25 protein-coding genes are annotated in these 20,993 nt (G+C 40.8%); 22 read left to right on the top strand and 3 right to left on the bottom strand.

The window, feature by feature from the left end:
- The first annotated feature begins 8 nt into the window (after positions 1-8).
- From CHI10_RS13355 to lysA, 9 genes are all read left to right on the top strand, one after another.
- A complete protein-coding gene (locus CHI10_RS13355) occupies positions 9-1,172 on the top strand; it encodes a D-alanyl-D-alanine carboxypeptidase family protein (protein ID WP_095244745.1) in 1,164 nt (387 codons plus the stop codon).
- A 217-nt stretch (positions 1,173-1,389) separates the two neighbouring features.
- A complete protein-coding gene (gene spoIIAA, locus CHI10_RS13350; protein WP_095244744.1) occupies positions 1,390-1,740 on the top strand; it encodes an anti-sigma F factor antagonist in 351 nt (116 codons plus the stop codon).
- A 3-nt stretch (positions 1,741-1,743) separates the two neighbouring features.
- On the top strand, positions 1,744-2,184 hold the full coding sequence (gene spoIIAB, locus CHI10_RS13345) for an anti-sigma F factor (RefSeq protein WP_095244743.1): 441 nt from the start codon (positions 1,744-1,746) through the stop codon (positions 2,182-2,184).
- A gap of 12 nt (positions 2,185-2,196) precedes the next feature.
- Positions 2,197-2,955, top strand: a complete 759-nt coding sequence (sigF, locus tag CHI10_RS13340) for an RNA polymerase sporulation sigma factor SigF (protein ID WP_076258142.1) — start codon at positions 2,197-2,199, stop codon at positions 2,953-2,955.
- A 155-nt stretch (positions 2,956-3,110) separates the two neighbouring features.
- Positions 3,111-3,731 carry a stage V sporulation protein AA gene (locus CHI10_RS13335; protein ID WP_095244810.1) on the top strand — a complete coding sequence of 207 codons (621 nt, stop codon included), beginning with the start codon at positions 3,111-3,113 and terminating at the stop codon, positions 3,729-3,731.
- Positions 3,721-4,143, top strand: coding sequence for a stage V sporulation protein AB (locus tag CHI10_RS13330; protein ID WP_095244809.1), 423 nt, complete (start codon positions 3,721-3,723; stop codon positions 4,141-4,143). The genes CHI10_RS13335 and CHI10_RS13330 overlap by 11 nt, the downstream gene beginning before the upstream one ends.
- A 54-nt stretch (positions 4,144-4,197) precedes the next feature.
- On the top strand, positions 4,198-4,785 hold the full coding sequence (spoVAEA, locus tag CHI10_RS13325) for a stage V sporulation protein SpoVABEA (RefSeq protein ID WP_095244742.1): 588 nt from the start codon (positions 4,198-4,200) through the stop codon (positions 4,783-4,785).
- Positions 4,760-6,244: a spore germination protein gene (locus CHI10_RS13320; RefSeq protein ID WP_095244741.1), complete on the top strand. Its 1,485-nt coding sequence runs from the start codon at positions 4,760-4,762 to the stop codon at positions 6,242-6,244. Before spoVAEA ends, CHI10_RS13320 begins: the two co-directional genes overlap by 26 nt.
- A gap of 172 nt (positions 6,245-6,416) precedes the next feature.
- A complete protein-coding gene (gene lysA / locus CHI10_RS13315) occupies positions 6,417-7,736 on the top strand; it encodes a diaminopimelate decarboxylase (RefSeq protein ID WP_095244740.1) in 1,320 nt (439 codons plus the stop codon).
- 28 nt (positions 7,737-7,764) lie between these two features.
- Here the strand turns inward: lysA and CHI10_RS13310 are convergent, their stop codons facing one another.
- Positions 7,765-8,634 carry a DUF1002 domain-containing protein gene (locus CHI10_RS13310; RefSeq protein WP_095244739.1) on the bottom strand — a complete coding sequence of 290 codons (870 nt, stop codon included), beginning with the start codon at positions 8,632-8,634 and terminating at the stop codon, positions 7,765-7,767.
- A gap of 482 nt (positions 8,635-9,116) precedes the next feature.
- Between CHI10_RS13310 and CHI10_RS13305 the strand changes: the two genes are divergently transcribed.
- Positions 9,117-9,464 carry a GNAT family N-acetyltransferase gene (locus CHI10_RS13305; protein ID WP_035330083.1) on the top strand — a complete coding sequence of 116 codons (348 nt, stop codon included), beginning with the start codon at positions 9,117-9,119 and terminating at the stop codon, positions 9,462-9,464.
- A gap of 98 nt (positions 9,465-9,562) precedes the next feature.
- On the opposite strand, the gene CHI10_RS13300 is transcribed toward CHI10_RS13305, so the two are convergent.
- Positions 9,563-10,084 (bottom strand): DUF309 domain-containing protein, encoded by a 522-nt coding sequence (locus CHI10_RS13300; RefSeq protein WP_095244738.1) that lies wholly within the window; start codon positions 10,082-10,084, stop codon positions 9,563-9,565.
- Positions 10,085-10,261: 177 nt separating this feature from the next.
- A complete protein-coding gene (locus CHI10_RS13295) occupies positions 10,262-10,360 on the bottom strand; it encodes a YjcZ family sporulation protein (RefSeq protein ID WP_076258148.1) in 99 nt (32 codons plus the stop codon).
- A 211-nt stretch (positions 10,361-10,571) separates the two neighbouring features.
- Here CHI10_RS13295 and CHI10_RS13290 point away from each other — a divergent pair, with 211 nt between their 5' ends.
- The 12 genes from CHI10_RS13290 (at position 10,572) to ccsB (ending at position 20,981) form a co-directional block, all read left to right on the top strand.
- The gene (locus tag CHI10_RS13290) at positions 10,572-11,333 is read left to right on the top strand and encodes a segregation/condensation protein A (RefSeq protein WP_095244737.1); all 762 of its coding nucleotides are present in this window, start codon (positions 10,572-10,574) and stop codon (positions 11,331-11,333) included.
- A 1-nt stretch (position 11,334) separates the two neighbouring features.
- On the top strand, positions 11,335-11,922 hold the full coding sequence (scpB, locus tag CHI10_RS13285) for an SMC-Scp complex subunit ScpB (protein WP_095244736.1): 588 nt from the start codon (positions 11,335-11,337) through the stop codon (positions 11,920-11,922).
- 107 nt (positions 11,923-12,029) lie between these two features.
- A complete protein-coding gene (locus tag CHI10_RS13280; RefSeq protein WP_095244735.1) occupies positions 12,030-12,452 on the top strand; it encodes a hypothetical protein in 423 nt (140 codons plus the stop codon).
- 28 nt (positions 12,453-12,480) lie between these two features.
- Entirely contained in the window at positions 12,481-12,969 is a 489-nt protein-coding gene (locus CHI10_RS13275) for a YpuI family protein (RefSeq protein WP_095244734.1), read from the top strand.
- A 131-nt stretch (positions 12,970-13,100) separates the two neighbouring features.
- On the top strand, positions 13,101-13,991 hold the full coding sequence (locus CHI10_RS13270; RefSeq protein WP_095244733.1) for a superoxide dismutase: 891 nt from the start codon (positions 13,101-13,103) through the stop codon (positions 13,989-13,991).
- 222 nt (positions 13,992-14,213) lie between these two features.
- Positions 14,214-15,365 carry a D-alanyl-D-alanine carboxypeptidase family protein gene (locus tag CHI10_RS13260; protein WP_095244731.1) on the top strand — a complete coding sequence of 384 codons (1,152 nt, stop codon included), beginning with the start codon at positions 14,214-14,216 and terminating at the stop codon, positions 15,363-15,365.
- On the top strand, positions 15,358-15,945 hold the full coding sequence (locus CHI10_RS13255; protein WP_035330092.1) for a nucleoside recognition domain-containing protein: 588 nt from the start codon (positions 15,358-15,360) through the stop codon (positions 15,943-15,945). Before CHI10_RS13260 ends, CHI10_RS13255 begins: the two co-directional genes overlap by 8 nt.
- A gap of 7 nt (positions 15,946-15,952) precedes the next feature.
- Positions 15,953-16,489 (top strand): spore maturation protein, encoded by a 537-nt coding sequence (locus tag CHI10_RS13250; RefSeq protein WP_048008123.1) that lies wholly within the window; start codon positions 15,953-15,955, stop codon positions 16,487-16,489.
- 211 nt (positions 16,490-16,700) lie between these two features.
- Complete coding sequence (gene rluB, locus CHI10_RS13245; protein WP_095244730.1) at positions 16,701-17,426, top strand: 23S rRNA pseudouridine(2605) synthase RluB; 726 nt, start codon at positions 16,701-16,703, stop codon at positions 17,424-17,426.
- Positions 17,427-17,611: 185 nt separating this feature from the next.
- Positions 17,612-18,136 (top strand): thiol-disulfide oxidoreductase ResA, encoded by a 525-nt coding sequence (gene resA / locus CHI10_RS13240; protein WP_048008125.1) that lies wholly within the window; start codon positions 17,612-17,614, stop codon positions 18,134-18,136.
- A 19-nt stretch (positions 18,137-18,155) separates the two neighbouring features.
- Positions 18,156-19,787, top strand: coding sequence for a cytochrome c biogenesis protein ResB (gene resB / locus CHI10_RS13235; RefSeq protein ID WP_095244729.1), 1,632 nt, complete (start codon positions 18,156-18,158; stop codon positions 19,785-19,787).
- 12 nt (positions 19,788-19,799) lie between these two features.
- Complete coding sequence (ccsB, locus tag CHI10_RS13230) at positions 19,800-20,981, top strand: c-type cytochrome biogenesis protein CcsB (protein WP_095244728.1); 1,182 nt, start codon at positions 19,800-19,802, stop codon at positions 20,979-20,981.
- The last annotated feature ends 12 nt before the right edge of the window (positions 20,982-20,993 follow it).

Genomic DNA, 20,993 nt, shown 5'->3' with positions numbered 1-20,993 from the left:
ATTGTGTGATGAAACGACTCGTCTCATTAATGTTAATAGCATTATTAATGGCAACAATGTTTGTTCCTTCCGGATTTGCAAGAGAAAGCAGTGCAGATCTGGCGGATAATGTGAAATCCGCAATTCTTATCGAACGTGATACCGGTTCGGTATTGTATGAAAAAAACAGCGGTGAGCAGCTTCCTCCTGCCAGCATGACAAAAGTCATGACCATGCTCTTAATTATGGAAGCGTTAGATGAAGGAAAGCTGTCATGGGATGAGAAAATCCGGACAAGCGAATATGCGGCATCAATGGGCGGTTCGCAAATCTTCCTGGAGCCAGGTGAAGAAATGACCACCAAACAAATGCTTCAGGGGATTGCAATTGGTTCCGGCAATGATGCATCCGTTGCAATGGCTGAGAGAATTGCCGGTTCAGAAGAAGCTTTTGTTGAAATGATGAATAAAAAGGCAAAGGAATTAGGGCTGAAAAATACCCAATTCCAAAACCCTACAGGCTTGTCAGCTAAGGAACATTACAGTACTGCACATGATATGGCCATAATGGCCAAAGAGCTTCTTAAATATGAGAAAATAACTGATTTTACAGGCACATATGAAGCCTATCTTCGTGAAGACACAGATAAAAAATTCTGGCTGGTCAATACAAATCGCCTTGTGCGTTTTTATCCTGGTGTTGATGGCCTCAAAACCGGTTTTACCTCTGAAGCAAAATACTGTCTGACGGCAACAGCCGAGAAAGACGGTATGCGGGTTATAGCCGTGGTTTTTGGCGCACCGACTTCAAAAGAACGCAATGCCCAAGTGACTAAAATGCTCGACTTTGCATTCAGCCAATATAAGACACACCCAATGTACGAAAGAAATCACGTTCTTGGAAAAGTAGAAGTCAGCAAAGGCGAAAAGAAGATGGTTGAAGCCCTGACCAGTGAACCGATTTCACTTTTAACTAAAAAAGGTGAAAGCATTAAGGAAATTGAACAGAAGATAACTTTAAATAAAAAAATTAAAGCTCCTGTCCAAAAGGGTGATCAGATCGGAACATTAACCTTGAAAAAGGATGGAAAAGTCTTAGTTGAAAGTCCTTTAGTTGCTAAAGAAAACAGCAGTGAAGCATCATGGTGGACATTGTTTAAACGATCCATGGGATTGTTTTCTAAGACCGAATAATATACTTTTGTCGAAAAACATCCCTATGATAATTATTTTTAGCGAAAATACACTAGTTTTGTCTCCAGGAAGGAAATGAAGCTCCAGGCATCGAAATTGACTCACTATAAAGGCGGATACCGGAATTTTATAGGATTCCGGATTATCCTATCCGGAGGAAAAGCAAAAGCATAAGCTGCTTTTTCAGTTGCGGATACCAGATAAGGAGGCTAAGATAGTGAGTCTTAACATTAATTTGGAAGTAAAACATGATGTCTTATGTATTCGTTTAAGCGGGGAACTGGACCATCATTCGGCAGATGAACTTCGTGAACAGGCGACAAAGGCGATTGAAGATCATGACATCCATCATATTATATTAAACCTTGAGCAGCTTTCCTTTATGGATAGTTCAGGGCTGGGAGTGATTTTGGGCCGCTACAAACAAATAAAACAGAAGCATGGTGAAATGGTTGTTTGTGCGATTTCTCCAGCAGTGCAGAGACTATTTGATATGTCGGGTTTATTTAAGATAATCCGTTTAGAACCGACAGAAGAAAACGCACTGCACAGATTGGGGGTTGCCTGAACGATGAAAAATGTGATGAACCTCGAATTTAGTGCGCTTAGCCAAAATGAATCATTCGCCCGTGTCACTGTTGCTGCTTTTATTGCCCAGCTTGATCCGACAATGGACGAACTGACAGAAATTAAAACGGTCGTTTCTGAAGCTGTAACCAACTCCATTATTCACGGCTATGAAAATGATTCTAATGGGGTTGTCTATATTACTGTCCTGATTGAAGATGGATTCATTGATCTGACCATTAAGGATAAAGGAATTGGGATTATGGATGTGGAAGAGGCGCGGCAGCCTTTATTTACAACAAAACCTGAATTGGAAAGATCGGGTATGGGCTTTACCATCATGGAAAATTTCATGGACGAAATCGAAATCAAATCGCAGCCGGGAATGGGCACAGAGATCCGATTAAGGAAGCATTTATCAAATAGTAAAATGCTATGCAATTAAGGGAGTCTTGCTATGGATGTGGAGGTTAAAGCAGAGAAGGGCCAAACCTATTTAAAGGACAATGAAGTCAAGGAGCTAATAAAGCAAAGCCAAAGCGGAGATCAGGGTGCAAGGGACAGAATTGTTCAAAAAAATATGCGTCTTGTCTGGTCTGTCGTTCAGAGATTCTTGAATAGAGGATATGAACCTGATGACCTCTTCCAGATTGGCTGTATCGGCTTATTAAAATCGGTTGATAAGTTTGATCTCAGTTATGATGTAAAGTTTTCGACCTACGCGGTTCCAATGATTATTGGAGAAATCCAAAGGTTCATACGGGATGATGGAACGGTAAAAGTAAGCCGTTCTTTAAAGGAAATGGGCAATAAAATCAGGAAAGCCAAGGACGAGTTATCAAAAACGCTTGGCCGCATCCCAACCGTTACAGAGCTTTCCGAGTTCCTGGAAATTTCTCCTGAAGATATCATCCTTGCACAGGAAGCAAGCAGGATCCCTTCTTCAATACATGAAACAGTGTATGAAAATGACGGAGATCCCATTACACTGCTCGATCAGATTGATGATGGCAATGAAGGAAAATGGTTTGATAAAATAGCATTAAAAGAAGCGATCCGAGAATTGGATGAGAGGGAAAGACTGATTGTTTACTTGCGCTACTATAAAGATCAGACTCAATCCGAAGTGGCAGCGAGGCTTGGCATTTCCCAGGTGCAGGTGTCGCGTCTGGAAAAAAAGATACTACAGCAAATGAAAGACCGGATGGATATTTAAATCCATCCGGTCTTTCATTTTTTATTTAACAGCCAATTATTGGAGTTCATGAAGCTAATATATGTAATCCATACTAAATATAGACACAAAAGCGAAAAGCTCTAAATAGGCGAACAGAATTCGAAGAGGATATCACTTTGTGGGAAGTGAGCATATTGGAAAAAACAGTTTATATCCGCTTGCGGCATCGGCTGCAAATACGGCCCAATCAGAGAATACTGCTGAAAGATATTGCACAGGTCATTGCCGATGATAACATTTACGAAAAGCTTTGTGCACTTCCGCTTTATCAAGTAAGCGAGCAGGACCGGAATATTGTCGTAATTGATGTTATGAAGGTAATTAGGATCATCACCCAGTTATTAACAAACATTGAAGTCCAGTCAATCGGGCCGGCTCAGGCGGTAGTCGAGGTTGTTACAAAGAAGCGTAAAGTATCATTTCCTCTATTTCTGCTGGTTTGGCTGCTTCTGTTCATTGGTGCTGCCCTCGCTATTATGAATTTTCATGAAGATGTAAGCATGCAGGCTGTACAGCTTAGAATTTACACTCTCATAACCGGGGAAGTGGACAGCAGGCCTCTCATTTTTCAAATTCCCTATTCGATTGGCCTCGGGCTTGGCATGATCATTTTCTTTAACCATGTTTTTAAGAAGCGGCTGAACGAAGAGCCAAGCCCACTGGAAGTAGAAATGTTCAATTATCAGCTTGATCTTGATAACTATGTTGCATTGAAAGAAAACAAGGAGAGTATGAAGTATCTTGATGACCATTAATGTTGTCCTGGTAATGATCATAGGATTTGCAGGCGGGCTCGCTGTTGGCTCAGGTTTTGTTGCTTTCCTGGCTGTTTTGGGCATTATCCCAAGGCTTACCCAACTGAGCAAAACAATGAAGATGATTCATTATTATGAAGCTGCAGTTGTGATGGGGGCTTTGGCTGGTGCACTGGCAACTTTATGGAATCCGGTTTTTCACCTGACAGCCATTTTACTAATACCCATTGGGCTTGCTTCAGGCATATTTATTGGCATGCTGGCAGCGGCTTTAACTGAAGTGCTGAATGTTTTTCCAATCCTTGCGAAAAGAATCGGTGTAGATGGGAAGATTGTCATTTTATTGATGGCATTTGTATTTGGAAAGGTGTTCGGATCACTGTTTCAATGGATTTATTTTGTAAATAAATAAGCAATCGGCTGGGCATATTTAAGAAAAATGAGGATTCGGAAAGGAAAAACTGCTATGGATGAACGGAGGCACGTCATTCTTATAACTGATGGCGATGATTTTGCAAGAAAGACAGTGGAGCATGTTGCGAAGGAAATCGGAGGAAGATGCCTATCTTTGTCGCATGGAAACCCTTCTGTCTTGAACGGTCAGCAAATCGTCAAGCTGATAAAAAAAGTCTCCCATGATCCCGTATTGGTCATGTTTGATGACAGCGGGTTTATCGGGGAGGGAGCCGGAGAGAATGCGCTGAAATATGTTGCGTGCCATAAAGATATCGATGTTCTGGGAGTCATAGCAGTTGCCTCAAAAACAAGACAGGCCGAGTGGACAAAAGTAGATGTATGTATTGATAACAACGGGGAGTTGACTCCATACGGAGTTGATAAGTTCGGAGTACCCGAGATGGAAATTGGCAGAATTAATGGTGATACCGTTTATTGTCTTGATCACCTTGATGTGCCGATAATCGTGGGAATTGGCGATATCGGAAAGATGTCTAAAAAAGATCATTATGAATTAGGTTCGCCAATTACTAAAAAGGCAGTAGAGCTTATATTGGAAAGGAGCGGCTATTATGACACGAAACAAGACGAAGGATGATAAGACACCTATATTTGAGTCCGTGCATGAAATTGAAAAATATATGAAAAATAGAGTTGGCCTGGGCGAAAGCTTCGATCTGGGTGTCAGAAAGCTAACGATCTTAAGGAAGGATGTTCATTTCTATTATATTAATGGACTGACGGATACGAGTTATATCATTGCCATCATTGAGAGTCTGGTTGGGATCAATGACAGTGAAAAACTTTCCTCTAACCTATTTAAAATCATCGAAAACAGGCTGAGGCACCAATCCATTGAACACATTAAAACAATGGATGAACTGGTTGATCAGGTGCTATCAGGCCTGATTGTCGTTGTGGGCGAGGGTGAGGGTGAGGGGCTTGTCATCGATGTCAGAAGCTATCCCGGAAGAACCCCGCAGGAGCCGGATACTGAAAAAGTTGTCCGTGGCTCAAGAGATGGCTATGTAGAAAATATTATAGTAAACACAGCTTTGACCCGCAGAAGGATTAGAGATGAACGGCTGCGCTTTGAAATCATGCGTGTTGGTGAACGATCTAAAACAGATGTCGCCATTGGGTTCATTAAAGATGTAGCTAATAAGGATTTAGTTGATTTAATTAGAAAAGAGTTAAAAGCGATTGAAATTGATGGCATTACAATGGCTGATAAAACTGTCGAGGAATTTCTTTTAAAGCAGGGATACAATCCCTTCCCGCTGGTTCGGTATACGGAAAGAGCAGATGTGGCAGCAGCACATTTGCTTGAAGGGCATGTCATTATATTTGTTGATACTTCACCAAGTGTTATTATTACACCTACAACATATTTTCACCATTTGCAGCATGCAGAAGAATACAGGCAATCGCCGGCAGTCGGCACATTTGTCCGCTGGATTCGTTTCTTAGGCTTATTGTCATCAATTGTATTGCTGCCGCTTTGGTTTTTGTTCGTTTTGGAGCCTTCACTCCTGCCTGAAAGAATTGCGTTTGTCGGTCCTAATGAAGAAACGAATGTTCCTGTCATTGTCCAGCTGTTCCTCGCAGATGTCGGGGTTGAATTCCTAAGGATCGCCGCCATTCATACGCCAACTCCGCTTTCAACCGCAATGGGTTTGATAGCAGCAGTACTTATTGGGCAAATTGCCATTGATGTCGGTTTGTTTGTACCGGAGGTCATCTTGTATGTAGCACTCGCAGCAATTGGAACATTTGCAACGCCAAGCTATGAATTGAGTATTGCCAATAAAATTGTAAGGCTTGGCCTCCTTATAGCTGTTGCAATTTTCCATACACCAGGCTTGGTGGTAGGGCTTACTTTGACGATTCTTCTGCTTGCAAGCATCAAATCATTGAACACACCATATCTTTGGCCGTTTATTCCATTCAGCCCGGTGGCTTTAACCCAAATCCTGATTCGCCGTTCTATGCCCGGTTCAAAGATCAGGCCAAGCATTGTCCAAACCAAAAATCGTTACAAGCAGCCTGTAAAATAAGAAATATGCGTATTGCCGATTGCTAAGATACACGAAATATGGTAAAGTTTTTTTAATTAAATAAAGGATTAAAGGAAACAGAATAGACAGTCTCTTGGGAAGCTGTCTATTTCTTTCATAAATTGTTCAGTCTCGGGGGCAGGACACCTGAGGAAAAGGAAGAGGGGGAACCATGTTTTTTCACGGCACCATGAAGGCAAATGACAAAGGGCATCTTGAAATTGGCGGTATGGATACCGTCGAACTCGCCAGTCAATTTGGAACACCTTTATATGTATATGATGTGGCATTAATAAGAGAAAGAGCCAGGGGCTTTAAGCAAACTTTCGAGAAGCTTGGAATAGAAGCACAAGTTGCATATGCGAGCAAAGCTTTTTCGACAGTGGCAATGGTTCAGCTTGTAGATGAAGAAGGTCTTTCATTGGATGTAGTATCAGGAGGAGAGTTATACACTGCTCTTGCTGCAGATTTTCCATCTGAAAGAATCCACTTTCACGGGAACAATAAAAGCAGAGAAGAACTTGAGATGGCTCTAAAGAATCATGTCGGCTGCATTGTTGTCGATAATTTTTATGAACTGGAATTATTAGAGCAGATTTGTGAATCACTTGCAGTTAAAACAAAAATTTTACTGAGGGTCACGCCTGGAATCGAAGCTCATACCCATGACTATATCTTAACGGGCCAGGAGGATTCAAAATTTGGATTTGACCTGCAGAATGGCCAGGCTGAAAAGGCTCTGCAAATAGCACTGAATTCAAGCTGGATTGAAATGCTCGGACTGCACTGTCATATCGGGTCTCAGATTTTCGATACAACAGGCTTCATACTGGCTGCTAAGAAAATCTTTGAGAAGATGGCAGAGTGGAAAGAAAAGCATGCATATGAACCTAAAGTGCTTAACTTAGGCGGAGGTTTTGGAATCCGCTATACAGAAGATGATGATCCGATTCATGCATCTCAATATGTTGAAGAAATTATCGGGGAAGTTAAAAAACAGGCTGAACATTTTTCCATGAAGATGCCGGAAATTTGGATTGAGCCGGGGCGTTCCCTAGTGGGAGATGCCGGAACAACTTTATACCAGACTGGGTCACGCAAAGAGGTTCCAAATGTAAGAAATTATCTCGCTGTGGATGGCGGCATGAGTGACAATATCAGGCCGGCCCTTTATCAGGCTAAGTATGAAGCGGTATTGGCAAACCGTGTGCTGGATAAGCCGGAAGAAACAGTATCAATTGCCGGAAAGTGCTGTGAATCAGGCGATATGCTTATTTGGGATTTGCCTCTTCCAAAAGCAGTGGATCAAGACCTCCTGGCTGTTTTCTGTACAGGAGCATACGGTTATTCCATGGCAAATAATTATAATCGAATCCCAAGACCTCCTGTAGTTTTTATTGAAAATGGTGAGGCAAAGCTGGTTGTTAAAAGGGAAACATACGAGGATATATTACGATTGGATCTGCCGATTAATGAAAAAATAAAGAATTAAGCTGCCCGCTAAGGCAGCTTAATTTTTTTTAAGAAAAGAAGGCTTTAATCGCATCTATTACACTAGTGAAAAAACGTTTTAGGCTTTCTAAAAATCCCTGGCCTTCTTCACTTTCAAGGTATTTGGAAATTTTGTCTTTTGCCTGGTTAAGCTGTTCACCTACCTGGTTCCAATCGATATCAAGCTCTTTTAGCTTGTTAAATAAATCTATTAAGCTTTGAATCTCCTGTTCGGTCAGAGTGATGCCAAGGTCCTTTGCTGCATTTTCGATAATTGTTCTGAGTTCTGCATCGGTTTCAGGTGAATTTTTGGCCATTTCCTCTTTGATTTTGGCAATTAAAGCAGCTGCATTCTCGTTTCCAACCGAATCGCCAAGCTTGGCTGTTTCCACCATTTCCTCATTTGCCGCCTGTTTTACATCTTCAGGGATCGTTTTTTCGGCTGAAATCTCATATGCCTTAATAATGCCTGTTAAAGCAGCTGTTCCAGAAACATTTGCAGGTGCTGTAATATAAATTTTTGCATCTTTTACACCAGCAGTAATCAAAGCATTAATGTACATTTCATCAGTGACCCAATTAATATTTTTAGTCTCGACTTCAAGACCGGAGCCTTGTTTTGCTACTGTGACTGCCGAAGAAGATATCGCTCTTGTTCCTATAAGAGCTTTAGAGATATAATTTCCAAGATATTGATGTTCTTCCTCATTTGAAACAGTAATGATGGTCGCATCTTTCGGAGCTTTCATTTCAGCCAGAAGCATGTTTTTTTGTTCTTCTGATAGATTCTCACCTAATGTGACAATTACATCACCTTCCGCCATATCAGCAAATGCCTGTATCGGCAAAATAAATAATAGCGACATTATGAATAGTAGTAGCATTTTATTCCATTTCATGCGGTTACCTCCCGGAGCAAAAATAGGGAAGCCATTTATGCCAGTTCTGCGGCTCGCTTAATGGCTTCCTGTAAATAGACGATTCTTTCAGCGAAAAAGTTTCAACTCTCCCCTAACAGAAACCTTAGCTCAAAATGCCTATTTCAGCAAGCAGAATGGAATTATGAGAAAGAATAGTGTAAAATGAATGATAGTTTGTAAGTCATAGGATTTATATATAAATGGGGGCAGTAAAGAAATATGAAAAAAAGCAATTGGCTTCTTTTTATAATATTGCTTGTGTTAAGCATCGGATGGGGACTTGTTTACTGGTTCTTTATAGTATAGGCTTTGCCGAAGGCGTCAAGGCAATGAATTAGCCGGTTTTATTCGAAAATAGCAACATTCAGCATGAATACATATACTGTTATGAAAAGTTTACAAACTTTAAAATATGGGAAAAATAGTTTATGATGTTTTTATTCAAATAATGAGGGATTAATATGCTAATTCGATATAAAAAGTCATTTGAAAAAATTGCAATGGGTCTTTTATCTTTCATGCCTAATGAAAAAGACTTGAAAAGGCTGCAGCAGACGATGAAGCAATATGAATCAGAAGAAAATCGGCAGCTGTTTTTGTGGAAGGAAGGCGAAGATATCATTGGGCTGGTCGGCGTTACTTCAAGTGATCAGACAATGGAGATTCAGCATATCTCTGTTAACCCGTCACACCGGCATCAAGGCATTGGCAAAACAATGATCAAAGCATTGGATGAACTATATCCTGGAAAAACTTTAACTGCAACCGATGAAACCGAATCTTTTCTAAGCAAATGTGATGTTAATTAACAAAAGTGGAAGTGTCTGCACAAACCCGCATCCGGTCAGCTTAACCGCTATCGGGGTTCAGCAATATGCTTTGCTACATGGAAAAGGCAGTGAATAAATTATTCCTGCCTTTTTTTCCGGTTCAGGGCATCAAGTCTTTCTTTAATAACCATGGTTCTATCCCTTCTTTTATGGCGGTGCACAATATCTTTATCTGATAAGTTGCTGTCAAAGCACCAGGAAAATCCCTCGGATGCGGAGGACTTCATACATTCTTCCTTAAGTAATGGATCTATAATTGGCAAGTTAACGCTGGAGTAATGTCCGCGGTTTTGAATCAGTACGAGCCTGTTCTTAAGATCCTTTATTAATTGATGTGTATCCAGACCCAGTGCCTGTATTTCTTCAGCTCTGCTCTCCAAAATGACGATTCCTTTGCGGAGGGTTCGTTCAGCCCCATTTAAATTCTCTCTTCGATGATGATAAAAAGAAACTGCCATAAGAATTAACCCGACCCATACAGACTTTTTATTGTTTGGATCCGTACTCTTCCAATATTCCTCCAGTATTTCGTGACATTCAAAATAATCTCGGTCACCATGAAAGTGGACCAGGAACTCAATATATTTATCAGGATACATACTTTCACTCCTTGACAATTCATACTTCATTTTACCACAGCACAATCGATTATCAGAAAAATAAAAACCCGGCTCTTTAACCGGGCTTTAACAGCTGATAAATCAGTATATATATTGGTAATTTTGGGTTTCTGACAGGACTGCCATGTCTATCGGCAAATTTGCAGAATCAGCTTTTTAGAAGAACCAGGAAGCTCCGACAATAATTAATAGGATGAACAAAACGACAATTAAAGCAAACCCGGTTCCGCAATCTCCAAATCCAGTATTAGACATATAAAATACCTCCTGTATCTTTATTTCCCTACATCGTATGTAGGCAATTGCCTTATTGATTGGGCGGATCAAAAAATTTTACGAATGATGCAGGGGCATTGCTGACATCAGGGTTATTTTTCTATTGGATAACATCCATGAATAATCTATACTAGATATAGCCTTTTGGCATTTAAGGGAATTTATATTAGGAAAATTTGGTGGGTATTTTATGCAATATGATCATTATAACGTCAAAATAGATGCTTTTGAGGGGCCTCTGGATCTTCTTCTTCATCTTATTAACAGGCTGGAAATTGATATCTATGACATTCCTGTATCAGAAATTACCGAGCAGTACCTCATTTATATACATACAATGAAGGAGCTTCAGCTTGACGTAGCTAGCGAATATCTCGTAATGGCTGCAACACTTCTGGCAATTAAAAGCAAAATGCTGCTGCCAAAGCATGATGAGGAAGAGCTCGAGGATGAATTTGGATTGGAAATGGAAGAAGACCCCAGAGATGAACTTGTGGAACGGCTGATTGAATACCGTAAATATAAGGAAGCTGCAGAGGAGCTCAAGGAGCGGGAACAGGATAGAAGTTTAATGTATACAAAGCCGCCTGCAGACCTTTCGGAATATGTGAATGAAACACAGCAGGAAAAAGCTGATTTGAATGTAAGTCTTTATGATATGCTTGGCGCTTTGCAAAAGTTATTAAGAAGGAAGAAACTGCAAAGGCCGCTTTCTGCAAAAGTTGCCCGCCAGGAGATTCCCATTGAGAAGCGGATGTCTGAAATTGTAGAACAGTTAAGAAATGTAAAGGGCAGGAAAAAATTCACCGATCTTTTTCCGGTATCGGACAGAGAGCATATAGTAGTAACTTTCCTGGCGGTACTGGAGTTAATCAAGCGAAATGAAATTCAGATTGAGCAGAACAAAAATTTCTCTGATATTTTTGTAGCTTCCATGGAAGGAGGAAATTAGTGTGGAGATCGTTAATTGGAAGGGGATAGCCGAAAGCCTCCTGTTTGCAGCTGGTGATGAAGGTTTGTCTCTTAAGCAGATTGCCCATGTGCTGGAGGTGGAAGAGAATCAGGCCCGTGAAATAATGGACAGTCTTATGGAAGACTACAATACTGGCAGCCGCGGAATAATGGCTGTTGAATTGGCAGGGACTTTTCAGCTGGTTACGAAAAAAGAGTTTTCCCCATACCTGAAGAAGCTGGTAGAGTCTCCTTCTGCCGCTTCCCTTTCTCAGGCGGCACTCGAGACACTCGCAATTATTGCTTACAGACAGCCCATTACAAGGACAGAGATTGAGGAGATTAGGGGAGTCAAGACAGAGAGGCCTCTTCATACATTATCCGCAAAAGCCCTGATTAAAGAAGTTGGACGGGCAGACGGAACAGGGCGTGCCTATCTGTACGGAACAACTAAAGAATTCCTTGATTATTTTGGCCTTAAAAGCATAGAAGAGCTTCCGCCACTCCCGGATAAGATAAGTGAAGAAGAGGATTCATTACAGGAAGAGGCTGATTTATTCTTTGAAAAGTTCCAGGAGCTCGATTCTTGAGTTTTCTGACACATTACATAGGAAGTGTGGTAAAATAGATTTAAATTTTTCCCTTTCCTTTAATACATATTAATCTTGTAAACCATCGGGAAATAGGAGGGTTTTGCTTGCTGATTAAACATTGCAGGGGATATGAGCTTGAAAAAGAAAAGCCAAACACCTCGGAAGATTTTTTTAACAGAAGTGAGATTGTGTTCGAAGAAGATGGACAGGAGAAGACTTTTCATGTTTTATATGTCCGTTTCTTTGATGAAGCCATGAATGAGTTCACACCATATGACCAGGATCCAGTCTTTAAGGCTGGTTCCAGAGAAGTTCAGTTCAGGGATATTGTGGCTCTTTCATGTTTATTAAAGAACCCGGGTTTTAGACATCGCAAACGAATTTATCTTAATTCAAAGGCTGATTTTGCATCCTATTTTCAGGATCTGGACTTTTCCAGGCTTCCCTCCATTTTTGAAGCGCTGGAGAGTAAAAAATCCTATGACCTGCGATCACCTTTAGACTTCATTGTTCAACCGCAACAATAGCCAGTGTATAATTATGGGGGTGTAATGGATGGGGAATTCAATTGTTAAATCACAGATGGAAGATGTGAAAAATTTCCTCGGTAATAGCGTTGCCGCATTTGAAGATTTCTTAAATAATACAACAATAAAAGATCTTGAAGCAGAACAACAAGGGAATGCGAATTATTATAAAAGTATCCTCTCACATGTTAGAAAACTCCTTGTATATTGTGAAGAAGGACTTGATACCAGCACGATCATATTAAAAAGTGACCCTTTCCAAAAAGGGGCTGCCGAAAAGACGTTATACCGGATTTACCATCAATGCATTGAAGAGTTTTTTTCTCCGAAAAATGATGCATGGTTTGAGAATAGCCGTTCAGCATATACAGGAAAAAACTCAATCCAGTTTCATGATGAAGTTCCAGACAGCCTCAAAACAATGTTCAGGCAGCTGGAAGGAGAGTTCCAAAGGGTTCGTGAGGAACTTGAATATTACGAAACCGATTACCGGACAAAAATGATTCAATCAAAATAGCATGGGAAGTGGAGAACAGCAGGCAGCTGTTCTTTTTTTACAGGGAGATTTCCTTTTTCATTGGAAAACGTACAAACTTTCACTCATACAAATAGAAAGTGAGCTATTTATGGAAGCGAGTGAGGGGTTGTATGAGTAAAATGGAAGATTACATTAAGGACGTTACGAAATGGAACAAAGAGCTAAGAGATTTTTTAGACTCCGAGGATGTTGAGCAGAACAATGAATTGTGGCAGAGGCTGGATCATTTTACCGAAATAATGGATGGAATAAACGGCCCACTGGATATAGAAGCTTTGGAAAAGCTGCAGAAACAAGTGGACTCTATTCATTCGGATATGGAGAATTACTTTTCCAATAGACAGCAGCTTGGAAATATCTATATGAATGAAACGTATATTTCTGCGGGAAAGCATATTTTACCCCCGCTCCCTTACGATTACAGCGCACTTGAACCGCATATCTCAGGGGAAATTATGAGGCTGCATCATGATAAGCATCATCAATCATATGTAGATGGCTTGAACAAAGCAGAGGTAATGCTTCAAAATGCGAGAAATAATAATGATTACAGCCTAGTAAAACACTGGTCCCGGGAGCTTGCCTTTCATGGTTCCGGTCATTATTTGCATACGATTTTCTGGAATAATATGAGTCCGGAAGGCGGTGGGAAACCTTCAGGTGCACTCCTGAAGGAAATGAACAAATACTTCGGGAGCTTTGAGAATTTCAAAAGCCACTTCACTGAAGCAGCCAAGCAGGTAGAAGGAGTGGGCTGGGCAATACTAGTATGGTCTCCAAGAGCCCGCAGGCTCGAAATACTTCAATCGGAAAGGCATATGCTTTTAACCCAGTGGGATACAATCCCTCTGCTGGCTTTGGATGTATGGGAACATGCTTATTATCTGCAATATAAAAATAACCGTGGTGATTATATTAAAAGCTGGTGGAATGTTGTCAACTGGAAGGATGTAGAAAACAGGTATTTAAAAGCATCTGAATTAAAATGGAGGCCTTTCTAAATAGAGCAGAAATAAGCAACAGGGGAGTACAAAGCGTATTCCCCTGTTTTTTGATGTACAAGCCATTTTTAAATCCACAATACAAGTCAAACATAATAGTCATATCACTACTTGTCCTGCATAAACTTGTACAAATAAATGAAAACATGCGGCTCCTTCTTTTATGGGAGACCGTGTATTTCGCTCAATCTGACATCCACAAAGGAGACGGGGTTTTGTGCAATGAAAATGTTTAGCAGGCTGATGGCCATAGCTTTGGTCACCGCGTTGATGATGATGAATTTTCCTCAGAAGACAGAGGCTTCAGTTTCAGTAAGTGCCCGGAGCGCAATATTAATGGAACAGGATTCCGGCCGTATCCTTTACCAGAAAGAAGCAAATGAAATGAGGAGAATAGCAAGCATTACAAAAATCATGACAGCAATTCTGGCCATAGAATCTGGAAAAATGGACGATATGGTTAAAATAAGTGATCGTGCTGTCAGAGCGGAAGGATCATCGATATATCTAAAGGCAGGAGAAAAAATAAAGCTTGAGGATCTGGTTTTCGGGCTAATGCTTCGTTCAGGCAATGACTCTGCAGTCGCAATCGCAGAACATGTTGGCGGAAGCCTTGAAGGATTTGGCTTTTTAATGAATAAGAAAGCTGAAGAAATCGGCATGAAGAATACCCATTTTGCAAACCCCCATGGTCTGGATGATCATGAAGACCATTATTCAACTGCGTATGATATGGCTCTGCTGACCAGGTATGCAATGAATAATGAGACTTACCAAAAGATTGCAGGAACAAAGGTGCACCGTGCACCAAACCCGAATGAAAGCTGGGACAGGGTGTGGAAAAATAAAAATAGACTCCTGACTGAATTATATGAGTATTGCACAGGAGGGAAAACAGGTTATACAAAAAGGGCGAAGAGAACTCTTGTAACAACAGCATCGAAGGGCAGTCTTAATTTGATTGCAGTCACTCTAAATGGGCCGGATGACTGGAATGACCATATTAATATGTATGAGACAGCTTTTAGAACCTATGATTCTGTAGAAGTCCTGCCTGAGGGAATTTTATCGGATATTGATGATGAATTTTATAAAGGCAGGGTTTATATAAAGAACTCATACAATTATCCTGTTACGAAAGAAGAGAAAAACAACTTTAAAATTGAAATAAAGCTGCTAAAGCCTGAATCAGAATGGGATGACGGCAGGACAACACCTGATGTGGTCGGTCAGGCAACTGTGTATTTTGAAGACCAGAAAATTAAAAAGCTCCCAATCTTTTATAAGCATGATGAGATAAAAGAGGATAAGTCGCTATTAGACTACTTTAAGGGTCTTTTCACCTCAATTGCAGGAGTGAAGACAAATGGTTAATATCATTTGGGTGATGCTTACAGCTATAGGCTTAGTTTTTGCTATGATAAACGGCACCATAAATGAAGTGAACGAAGCCATTTTCAATGGTGCAAAAGAAGCGGTCACGTTATGCATTGGTCTTATTAGTATTCTAGTTTTTTGGCTAGGAATGATGAAAATTGCTGAGGACGCCGGCCTGCTGAATAAGCTGGCTTCCTTATTCAGGCCAATTGTGAAGAAGCTTTTTCCAGAAGTGCCCGGTGATCATCCGGCAATGGGATATATGCTATCGAACATGATGGCCAATATGTTCGGTTTGGGAAACGCAGCTACCCCTCTCGGCATAAAAGCAATGGAAGAGCTGAAAAGATTGAATGGGGGAAAGAATGAAGCGAGCCGTTCTATGATAACCTTTTTGGCCATCAACACTTCAAGTCTGACCTTAATTCCTACAACCGTGATTGCCATACGGATGAATTATAATTCTGCCTCACCCACCGATATCGTAGGTCCTACCTTAGTGGCTACATTCTGCTCTACATTGGCCGCAATAATGATTGACCGTTATTTCTATTACCGAAGAACGCGAAAAGGATGAGGTTAGGATGGAGATTGTTTCAGCTGTTTCCCTTTGGTTAATTCCTATTTTAATAGGCTTTATATTAATATATGGAACATTTAAGAAAGTTCCTACCTATGAAAGCTTTACTGAAGGCGGAAAAGAAGGTATAAAAATTGCTGTATCCATTATTCCTTTTCTTGTCGGGATGCTTGTAGCCATATCGGTTTTCAGGGCTTCCGGTGCCCTGGAGTATTTTATGAATCTGATCAGGCCAGGACTGGAGGCAATTGGAGTGCCTCCTGATATTGTACCCTTGGCAATCATTCGTCCGATCTCAGGAACTGCAGCACTGGGAATGACCAGTGACTTAATTGCTGTCCATGGTCCCGACTCCTTCATAGGCAGGCTTGCCTCAGTTTTGCAGGGCAGCACAGATACAACTTTTTATGTCCTGACGGTCTACTTTGGAGCAGTGGGAATCAAAAAAATGGGTGATGCCCTTAAAGTCGGGCTGCTGGCCGATTTGGCAGGCATCATAGCATCCATTGTGATCGTAACACTTGTTTTTGGCAGTATGTAGCCATAAAAAGAAAATATCCAGTACAAAAGATGCCTGAGTGTGGGTATCTTTTTTATTTCACTTTCAAATCACAATCTTCATTAATTACAGTTTATTACTTACCTAAGCTGTTTTGGCAATGGTTTGCTTTGAAAACTTGACGAATTATGTCATAATTCATTAGGAGTGAAAAAGTATGAAGTATTGTTAATAAAACTTTGAGGTGACATAAATGGAAAGATTGCAGAAAGTTATTGCCCATGCGGGGGTTGCTTCGCGAAGAAAAGCTGAAGAGCTAATGGCTGAAGGCCGTGTAAGGGTTAACGGAAAAACAGTAAAGGAACTGGGTGTTAAGGTCTCTCCTTCTGACCGCATTGAAGTGGATGGAATACCGCTGGAGAGAGAGGAGCCTGTTTATTTTCTTCTCTATAAACCAAGAGGCGTCATTTCAGCCGTTTCAGATGACAAGGGCAGAAAAGTCGTCACGGATTTCTTTGAGGGAATCAAACAAAGAATATACCCTGTTGGAAGACTGGATTACGATACATCCGGAATCCTTATTCTTACCAATGACGGGGAGTTTGCAAATCTTTTAATGCACCCAAGCAATGAAATTGAAAAAGTCTATGTTGCCAAGTTGAAAGGCATCCCTTCAAAAGAAAAAATGAAGAGCCTTCAAAGAGGCATCGTGCTTGAAGATGGAAAAACAGCACCTGCCAGAACCAAGCTGTTATCAATGGATAAGAAAAAACAGACAGCTATTGTGGAAATCAGCATTCATGAAGGACGCAACCGCCAGGTTAGGAGGATGTTTGAAGCCATTGGACATCCTGTTCTGAAACTGAAGAGGGAGAGATATGGGTTCCTCACTCTGCAGGGATTATCAGCGGGGGATGCAAGAGAACTTACTGCCCATGAAGTTAAGCAGCTCCGGACACTTGCGATGAAGAAGAAATAATCAGCTTTTAGAAAAATTCATAGAAGTGTCACAGATACGCTAATTTGTAAACAATATAGGTATGATGAAAAATGCTATAATAGTATACAGCTATGAGGCAAAAATCTTTTCCATATGTTACATATAAATTTGTTAAGGTACGGTCTTTGGGCCTGATTAGGATGCCTTAGGAGGGGAAGTTTTTTATGAAGAAGCAGCGTCTGGTAATGAGAACAGTCATATTGCTTGTCCTTGGTGCTGCCGTGGCATATACGCTATACGCAAATTTTACGAAAGATAAAATTCAAAAGGTTGCTGTTGGGGAAAAGGCACCTGATTTTGTACTGACAGATATGGATGGCAATAAACACAGGTTATCCGATTATGAAGGACAGGGTGTTTTCCTGAATTTCTGGGGTACATGGTGCAAACCCTGTGAGAAAGAAATGCCATATATGAACAATCAATATGAGCAATTTAAAGATGAGGGTGTTCAGGTTTTGGCTGTTAATGTCGGCGAGACAGATTTAGCAGTAAATAAATTTTCTGAGCGTTACGATCTGGCATTCCCGATTGTAATTGATAAGGATGGCCAAGTCCAATCAGCTTACGGAATTAATCCTCTTCCTGCCACTTTTCTCATTGATAAAGATGGAAAGGTTGTCAAGTATATTACAGGCGAGATGACGGAAGAAACGATCAAGAACTATATGGAACAGATTAAACCATAAGTTACGGGGAGTTTTATATATGAAAGAAGTAAAATGCGACTGCGGCCATGTTAATCCCATAGGTACGATACTATGTGAGTCATGCGGGAAGGTATTGGAAGAAAAAGAAAAAGACAATAAACTTCTCGATATGCGGTATGAAGGCAGTGCACGCCGCTCACAAACCTATAATAAAACGATAATTGATAAGATATGGAATTTCTTCTCATCTGTTAAGGTGGGGGTCTGGCTGATCGTAATAACGCTGATAGCATCAGCTGTTGGAACAATACTGCCTCAGGAAATGTATATTCCGCCAATCATGCCTGCTGAAGAATATTATGAAGACCAATATGGATGGATTGGTAAATTATACTACGATCTTGGATTTCATAATCTCTACAGCTCATGGTGGTATTTGATTTTGGTTGCCTCAATCGGTATATCTCTTGTCATCTGCAGCCTGGATAGGGTTGTCCCTTTGTATAGAGCTTTAAAAAAGCAGAAGGTAAGCCGTCATGAAAGCTATCTGCAGCGCCAGAGGGTATTTGGTGCGTCACAGCCAGAAGATACTGATAAGGCCTTCACAATGGCAAAAGAAAAATTAAAATCCAAGAAATACAGCATCAGGGAAGAGAATGGAAATATCCTTGCTGAAAAAGGGCGTTTTTCAAGATGGGGCCCATACGTTAACCATGTGGGGCTTATCATATTTTTAATTGGCGGAATGCTCCGTTTTGTACCGGGCATGTATGTTGACAAAATTCTTTGGATCCGGGAAGGCGAAACAAAGGTCATTCCGGAAACCAATGGTGAATATTACCTTAAAAATGATGGCTTCATCCTTGAAATGTATGATAAAGAAAAAGATAACGAAGTGTTTGGAGAAGCGATTGATAAAGCAGGAATGGTAGCTAAAAATTATCAGTCCAATGTCACTCTTTATAAAAAACAGGGCGATACTGTTGCAGGTGAAGAGGCTGACCTCAAGAAAGTTAAGGACTATGAAGTCAAGGTTAATAAACCTCTTAAGTTTGAGAACTTTGCATTATATCAAGTAGATTATAAACTGAATGAACTTAACAAAATGTCATTTGCTCTTACAAATAAAAAAACGGGTGAGGAATACGGGGACTTAACAGTCGACCTGAATCATCCACAGGATGAATATGATCTTGGAAATGGCTATAAAGCAGAAGTTGTCAGCTATTTTCCCGATTTTGAATTTGATGAAAATGGAGAACCTGTTACAAAGTCCAGAATTCCTAATAATCCTGCCTTTGTTTTTAAAATGTTTACCCCGGATAAGCCTGATGGCGAAATAAGTTTTGTTGCGATCAGACAGACTATTGAACCTTTTGGCGATAATGAATACAAGCTGGCCTTTAAAGGTATAGATACTAAAAATGTATCGGCTCTGACAGTCCGTAAAGATTTGACGTTATGGATTATCGCATTGGGTGGCGTTATTTTCATGATAGGTGTTGCACAGGGGGCTTATTGGAACCATCGGAGGGTCTGGCTGCGCCGTGTTAATGGAGAAGTGTGGGTAGCTGGACACACTAACAAAAACTGGCATGGACTTAAAAGGGAAATTGAAGCAGCATTGGATGGAACCGGAATTATGATGCCGGAAGATCAGCTGCAAAATCAAAGTGAAAAGAAAGGCTAAGGAGGAATCTGAGTGGTTACAATAAGCAGCAATTTACTTTACGCAGCTTTTATCCTCTATTTAATTGCTACTGTCTTTTTTGCCGGCTCTATAAAGGATAAGAATAGAACGAAACAAGGGACAAACAGATGGGCAGCAATTGGATTATGGATCTCGATTATCGGGTTTGCTGCACAGCTTGGCTACTTTATTACAAGGTGGATTGCCGCCGGGCATGCGCCTGTCAGCAACCTTTTCGAATTTACAACATTCTTTGGAATGTCACTTGTTGGTGCTTTTATAGTGATTTACTTAATTTATAAAACACCTATTTTAGGAGTCTTTACGCTCCCGGTTGCGGTACTGATGATTGCTTATGCAAGCATGTTTCCACGGGAGGTTTCACCGCTGATCCCCGCCCTGCAGAGTGATTGGCTTCATATTCACGTTACAACAGCTGCAGTTGGGCAGGCTATTTTGGCTGTAAGCTTCGCTGCCGGATTAATTTATCTGGTAAAATCAGTGGATCAAACTAAACAAAGCAAACAGAGATTCTGGCTGGAAGCCGTTATGTTTGGCCTGGTTTGCACACTTGGGTTTATTATTATTAGCTCAAGCTTCTCAGCCTCAGGCTACAAGGCTGAATTTAACTGGATTGATAAGAACGGTCAGGAAGATGTCCTCGAATATCATATGCCTGCTTTAACAGGTCCTCACGAGGGACAGCTGATTACTAAAGGTAAATTTGAACCGCTGGCGGAAATGCCTGCAATTATTAATGCAAAAAAATTAAATACCGTTTTATGGTCTTTGGCTTCAGGTGTTCTTCTATATCTTGCTTTAAGATTGGTTCTCCGCAAAAGGGTTGGAGCTGCACTTCAGCCGCTTGCCAAAAATATTAATCTTGATTTGGTTGACGAGATCGCTTACCGTTCAGTATTAATAGGATTTCCGGTCTTTACACTAGGAGCTTTGATTTTTGCCATGATATGGGCACAAATTGCCTGGACCCGTTTCTGGGGATGGGATCCAAAGGAAGTATGGGCTCTCATCACCTTCCTATTTTATGCTGCATACCTGCACCTTCGACTTTCAAAGGGCTGGCATGGTGAAAAATCTGCATGGCTAGCAGTAATCGGATTTATCATTATTATGTTTAATCTGGTTGCGGTAAACCTGGTCATTGCCGGATTGCACTCCTACGCTGGATCATAACAAGAAAAGCGG

The organism is Bacillus sp. 7894-2 (assembly GCF_002272225.1).
Classification (GTDB): Bacteria; Bacillota; Bacilli; order Bacillales; family Cytobacillaceae; genus Cytobacillus.
This window is presented reverse-complemented; position numbering and strand designations above follow the sequence as displayed.

Excerpts from the sequence above, each read along its gene's own strand:
- CHI10_RS13250 (WP_048008123.1), top strand. The coding sequence starts at position 15,953 with ATGGAGATTGTTTCAGCTGTTTCCCTTTGGTTAATTCCTATTTTAATA.
- CHI10_RS13275 (WP_095244734.1), top strand. The coding sequence starts at position 12,481 with ATGGGGAATTCAATTGTTAAATCACAGATGGAAGATGTGAAAAATTTC.
- spoIIAB (WP_095244743.1), top strand. The coding sequence starts at position 1,744 with ATGAAAAATGTGATGAACCTCGAATTTAGTGCGCTTAGCCAAAATGAA.
- CHI10_RS13255 (WP_035330092.1), top strand. The coding sequence starts at position 15,358 with ATGGTTAATATCATTTGGGTGATGCTTACAGCTATAGGCTTAGTTTTT.
- CHI10_RS13355 (WP_095244745.1), top strand. The coding sequence starts at position 9 with ATGAAACGACTCGTCTCATTAATGTTAATAGCATTATTAATGGCAACA.
- spoVAEA (WP_095244742.1), top strand. The coding sequence starts at position 4,198 with ATGGATGAACGGAGGCACGTCATTCTTATAACTGATGGCGATGATTTT.
- resB (WP_095244729.1), top strand. The coding sequence starts at position 18,156 with ATGAAAGAAGTAAAATGCGACTGCGGCCATGTTAATCCCATAGGTACG.
- CHI10_RS13260 (WP_095244731.1), top strand. The coding sequence starts at position 14,214 with ATGAAAATGTTTAGCAGGCTGATGGCCATAGCTTTGGTCACCGCGTTG.
- CHI10_RS13330 (WP_095244809.1), top strand. The coding sequence starts at position 3,721 with ATGACCATTAATGTTGTCCTGGTAATGATCATAGGATTTGCAGGCGGG.
- CHI10_RS13295 (WP_076258148.1), bottom strand. The coding sequence starts at position 10,360 with ATGTCTAATACTGGATTTGGAGATTGCGGAACCGGGTTTGCTTTAATT.
- CHI10_RS13290 (WP_095244737.1), top strand. The coding sequence starts at position 10,572 with ATGCAATATGATCATTATAACGTCAAAATAGATGCTTTTGAGGGGCCT.
- sigF (WP_076258142.1), top strand. The coding sequence starts at position 2,197 with ATGGATGTGGAGGTTAAAGCAGAGAAGGGCCAAACCTATTTAAAGGAC.
- resA (WP_048008125.1), top strand. The coding sequence starts at position 17,612 with ATGAAGAAGCAGCGTCTGGTAATGAGAACAGTCATATTGCTTGTCCTT.
- CHI10_RS13305 (WP_035330083.1), top strand. The coding sequence starts at position 9,117 with ATGCTAATTCGATATAAAAAGTCATTTGAAAAAATTGCAATGGGTCTT.
- CHI10_RS13300 (WP_095244738.1), bottom strand. The coding sequence starts at position 10,084 with ATGTATCCTGATAAATATATTGAGTTCCTGGTCCACTTTCATGGTGAC.
- CHI10_RS13320 (WP_095244741.1), top strand. The coding sequence starts at position 4,760 with ATGACACGAAACAAGACGAAGGATGATAAGACACCTATATTTGAGTCC.
- lysA (WP_095244740.1), top strand. The coding sequence starts at position 6,417 with ATGTTTTTTCACGGCACCATGAAGGCAAATGACAAAGGGCATCTTGAA.
- CHI10_RS13270 (WP_095244733.1), top strand. The coding sequence starts at position 13,101 with ATGAGTAAAATGGAAGATTACATTAAGGACGTTACGAAATGGAACAAA.
- CHI10_RS13310 (WP_095244739.1), bottom strand. The coding sequence starts at position 8,634 with ATGAAATGGAATAAAATGCTACTACTATTCATAATGTCGCTATTATTT.
- rluB (WP_095244730.1), top strand. The coding sequence starts at position 16,701 with ATGGAAAGATTGCAGAAAGTTATTGCCCATGCGGGGGTTGCTTCGCGA.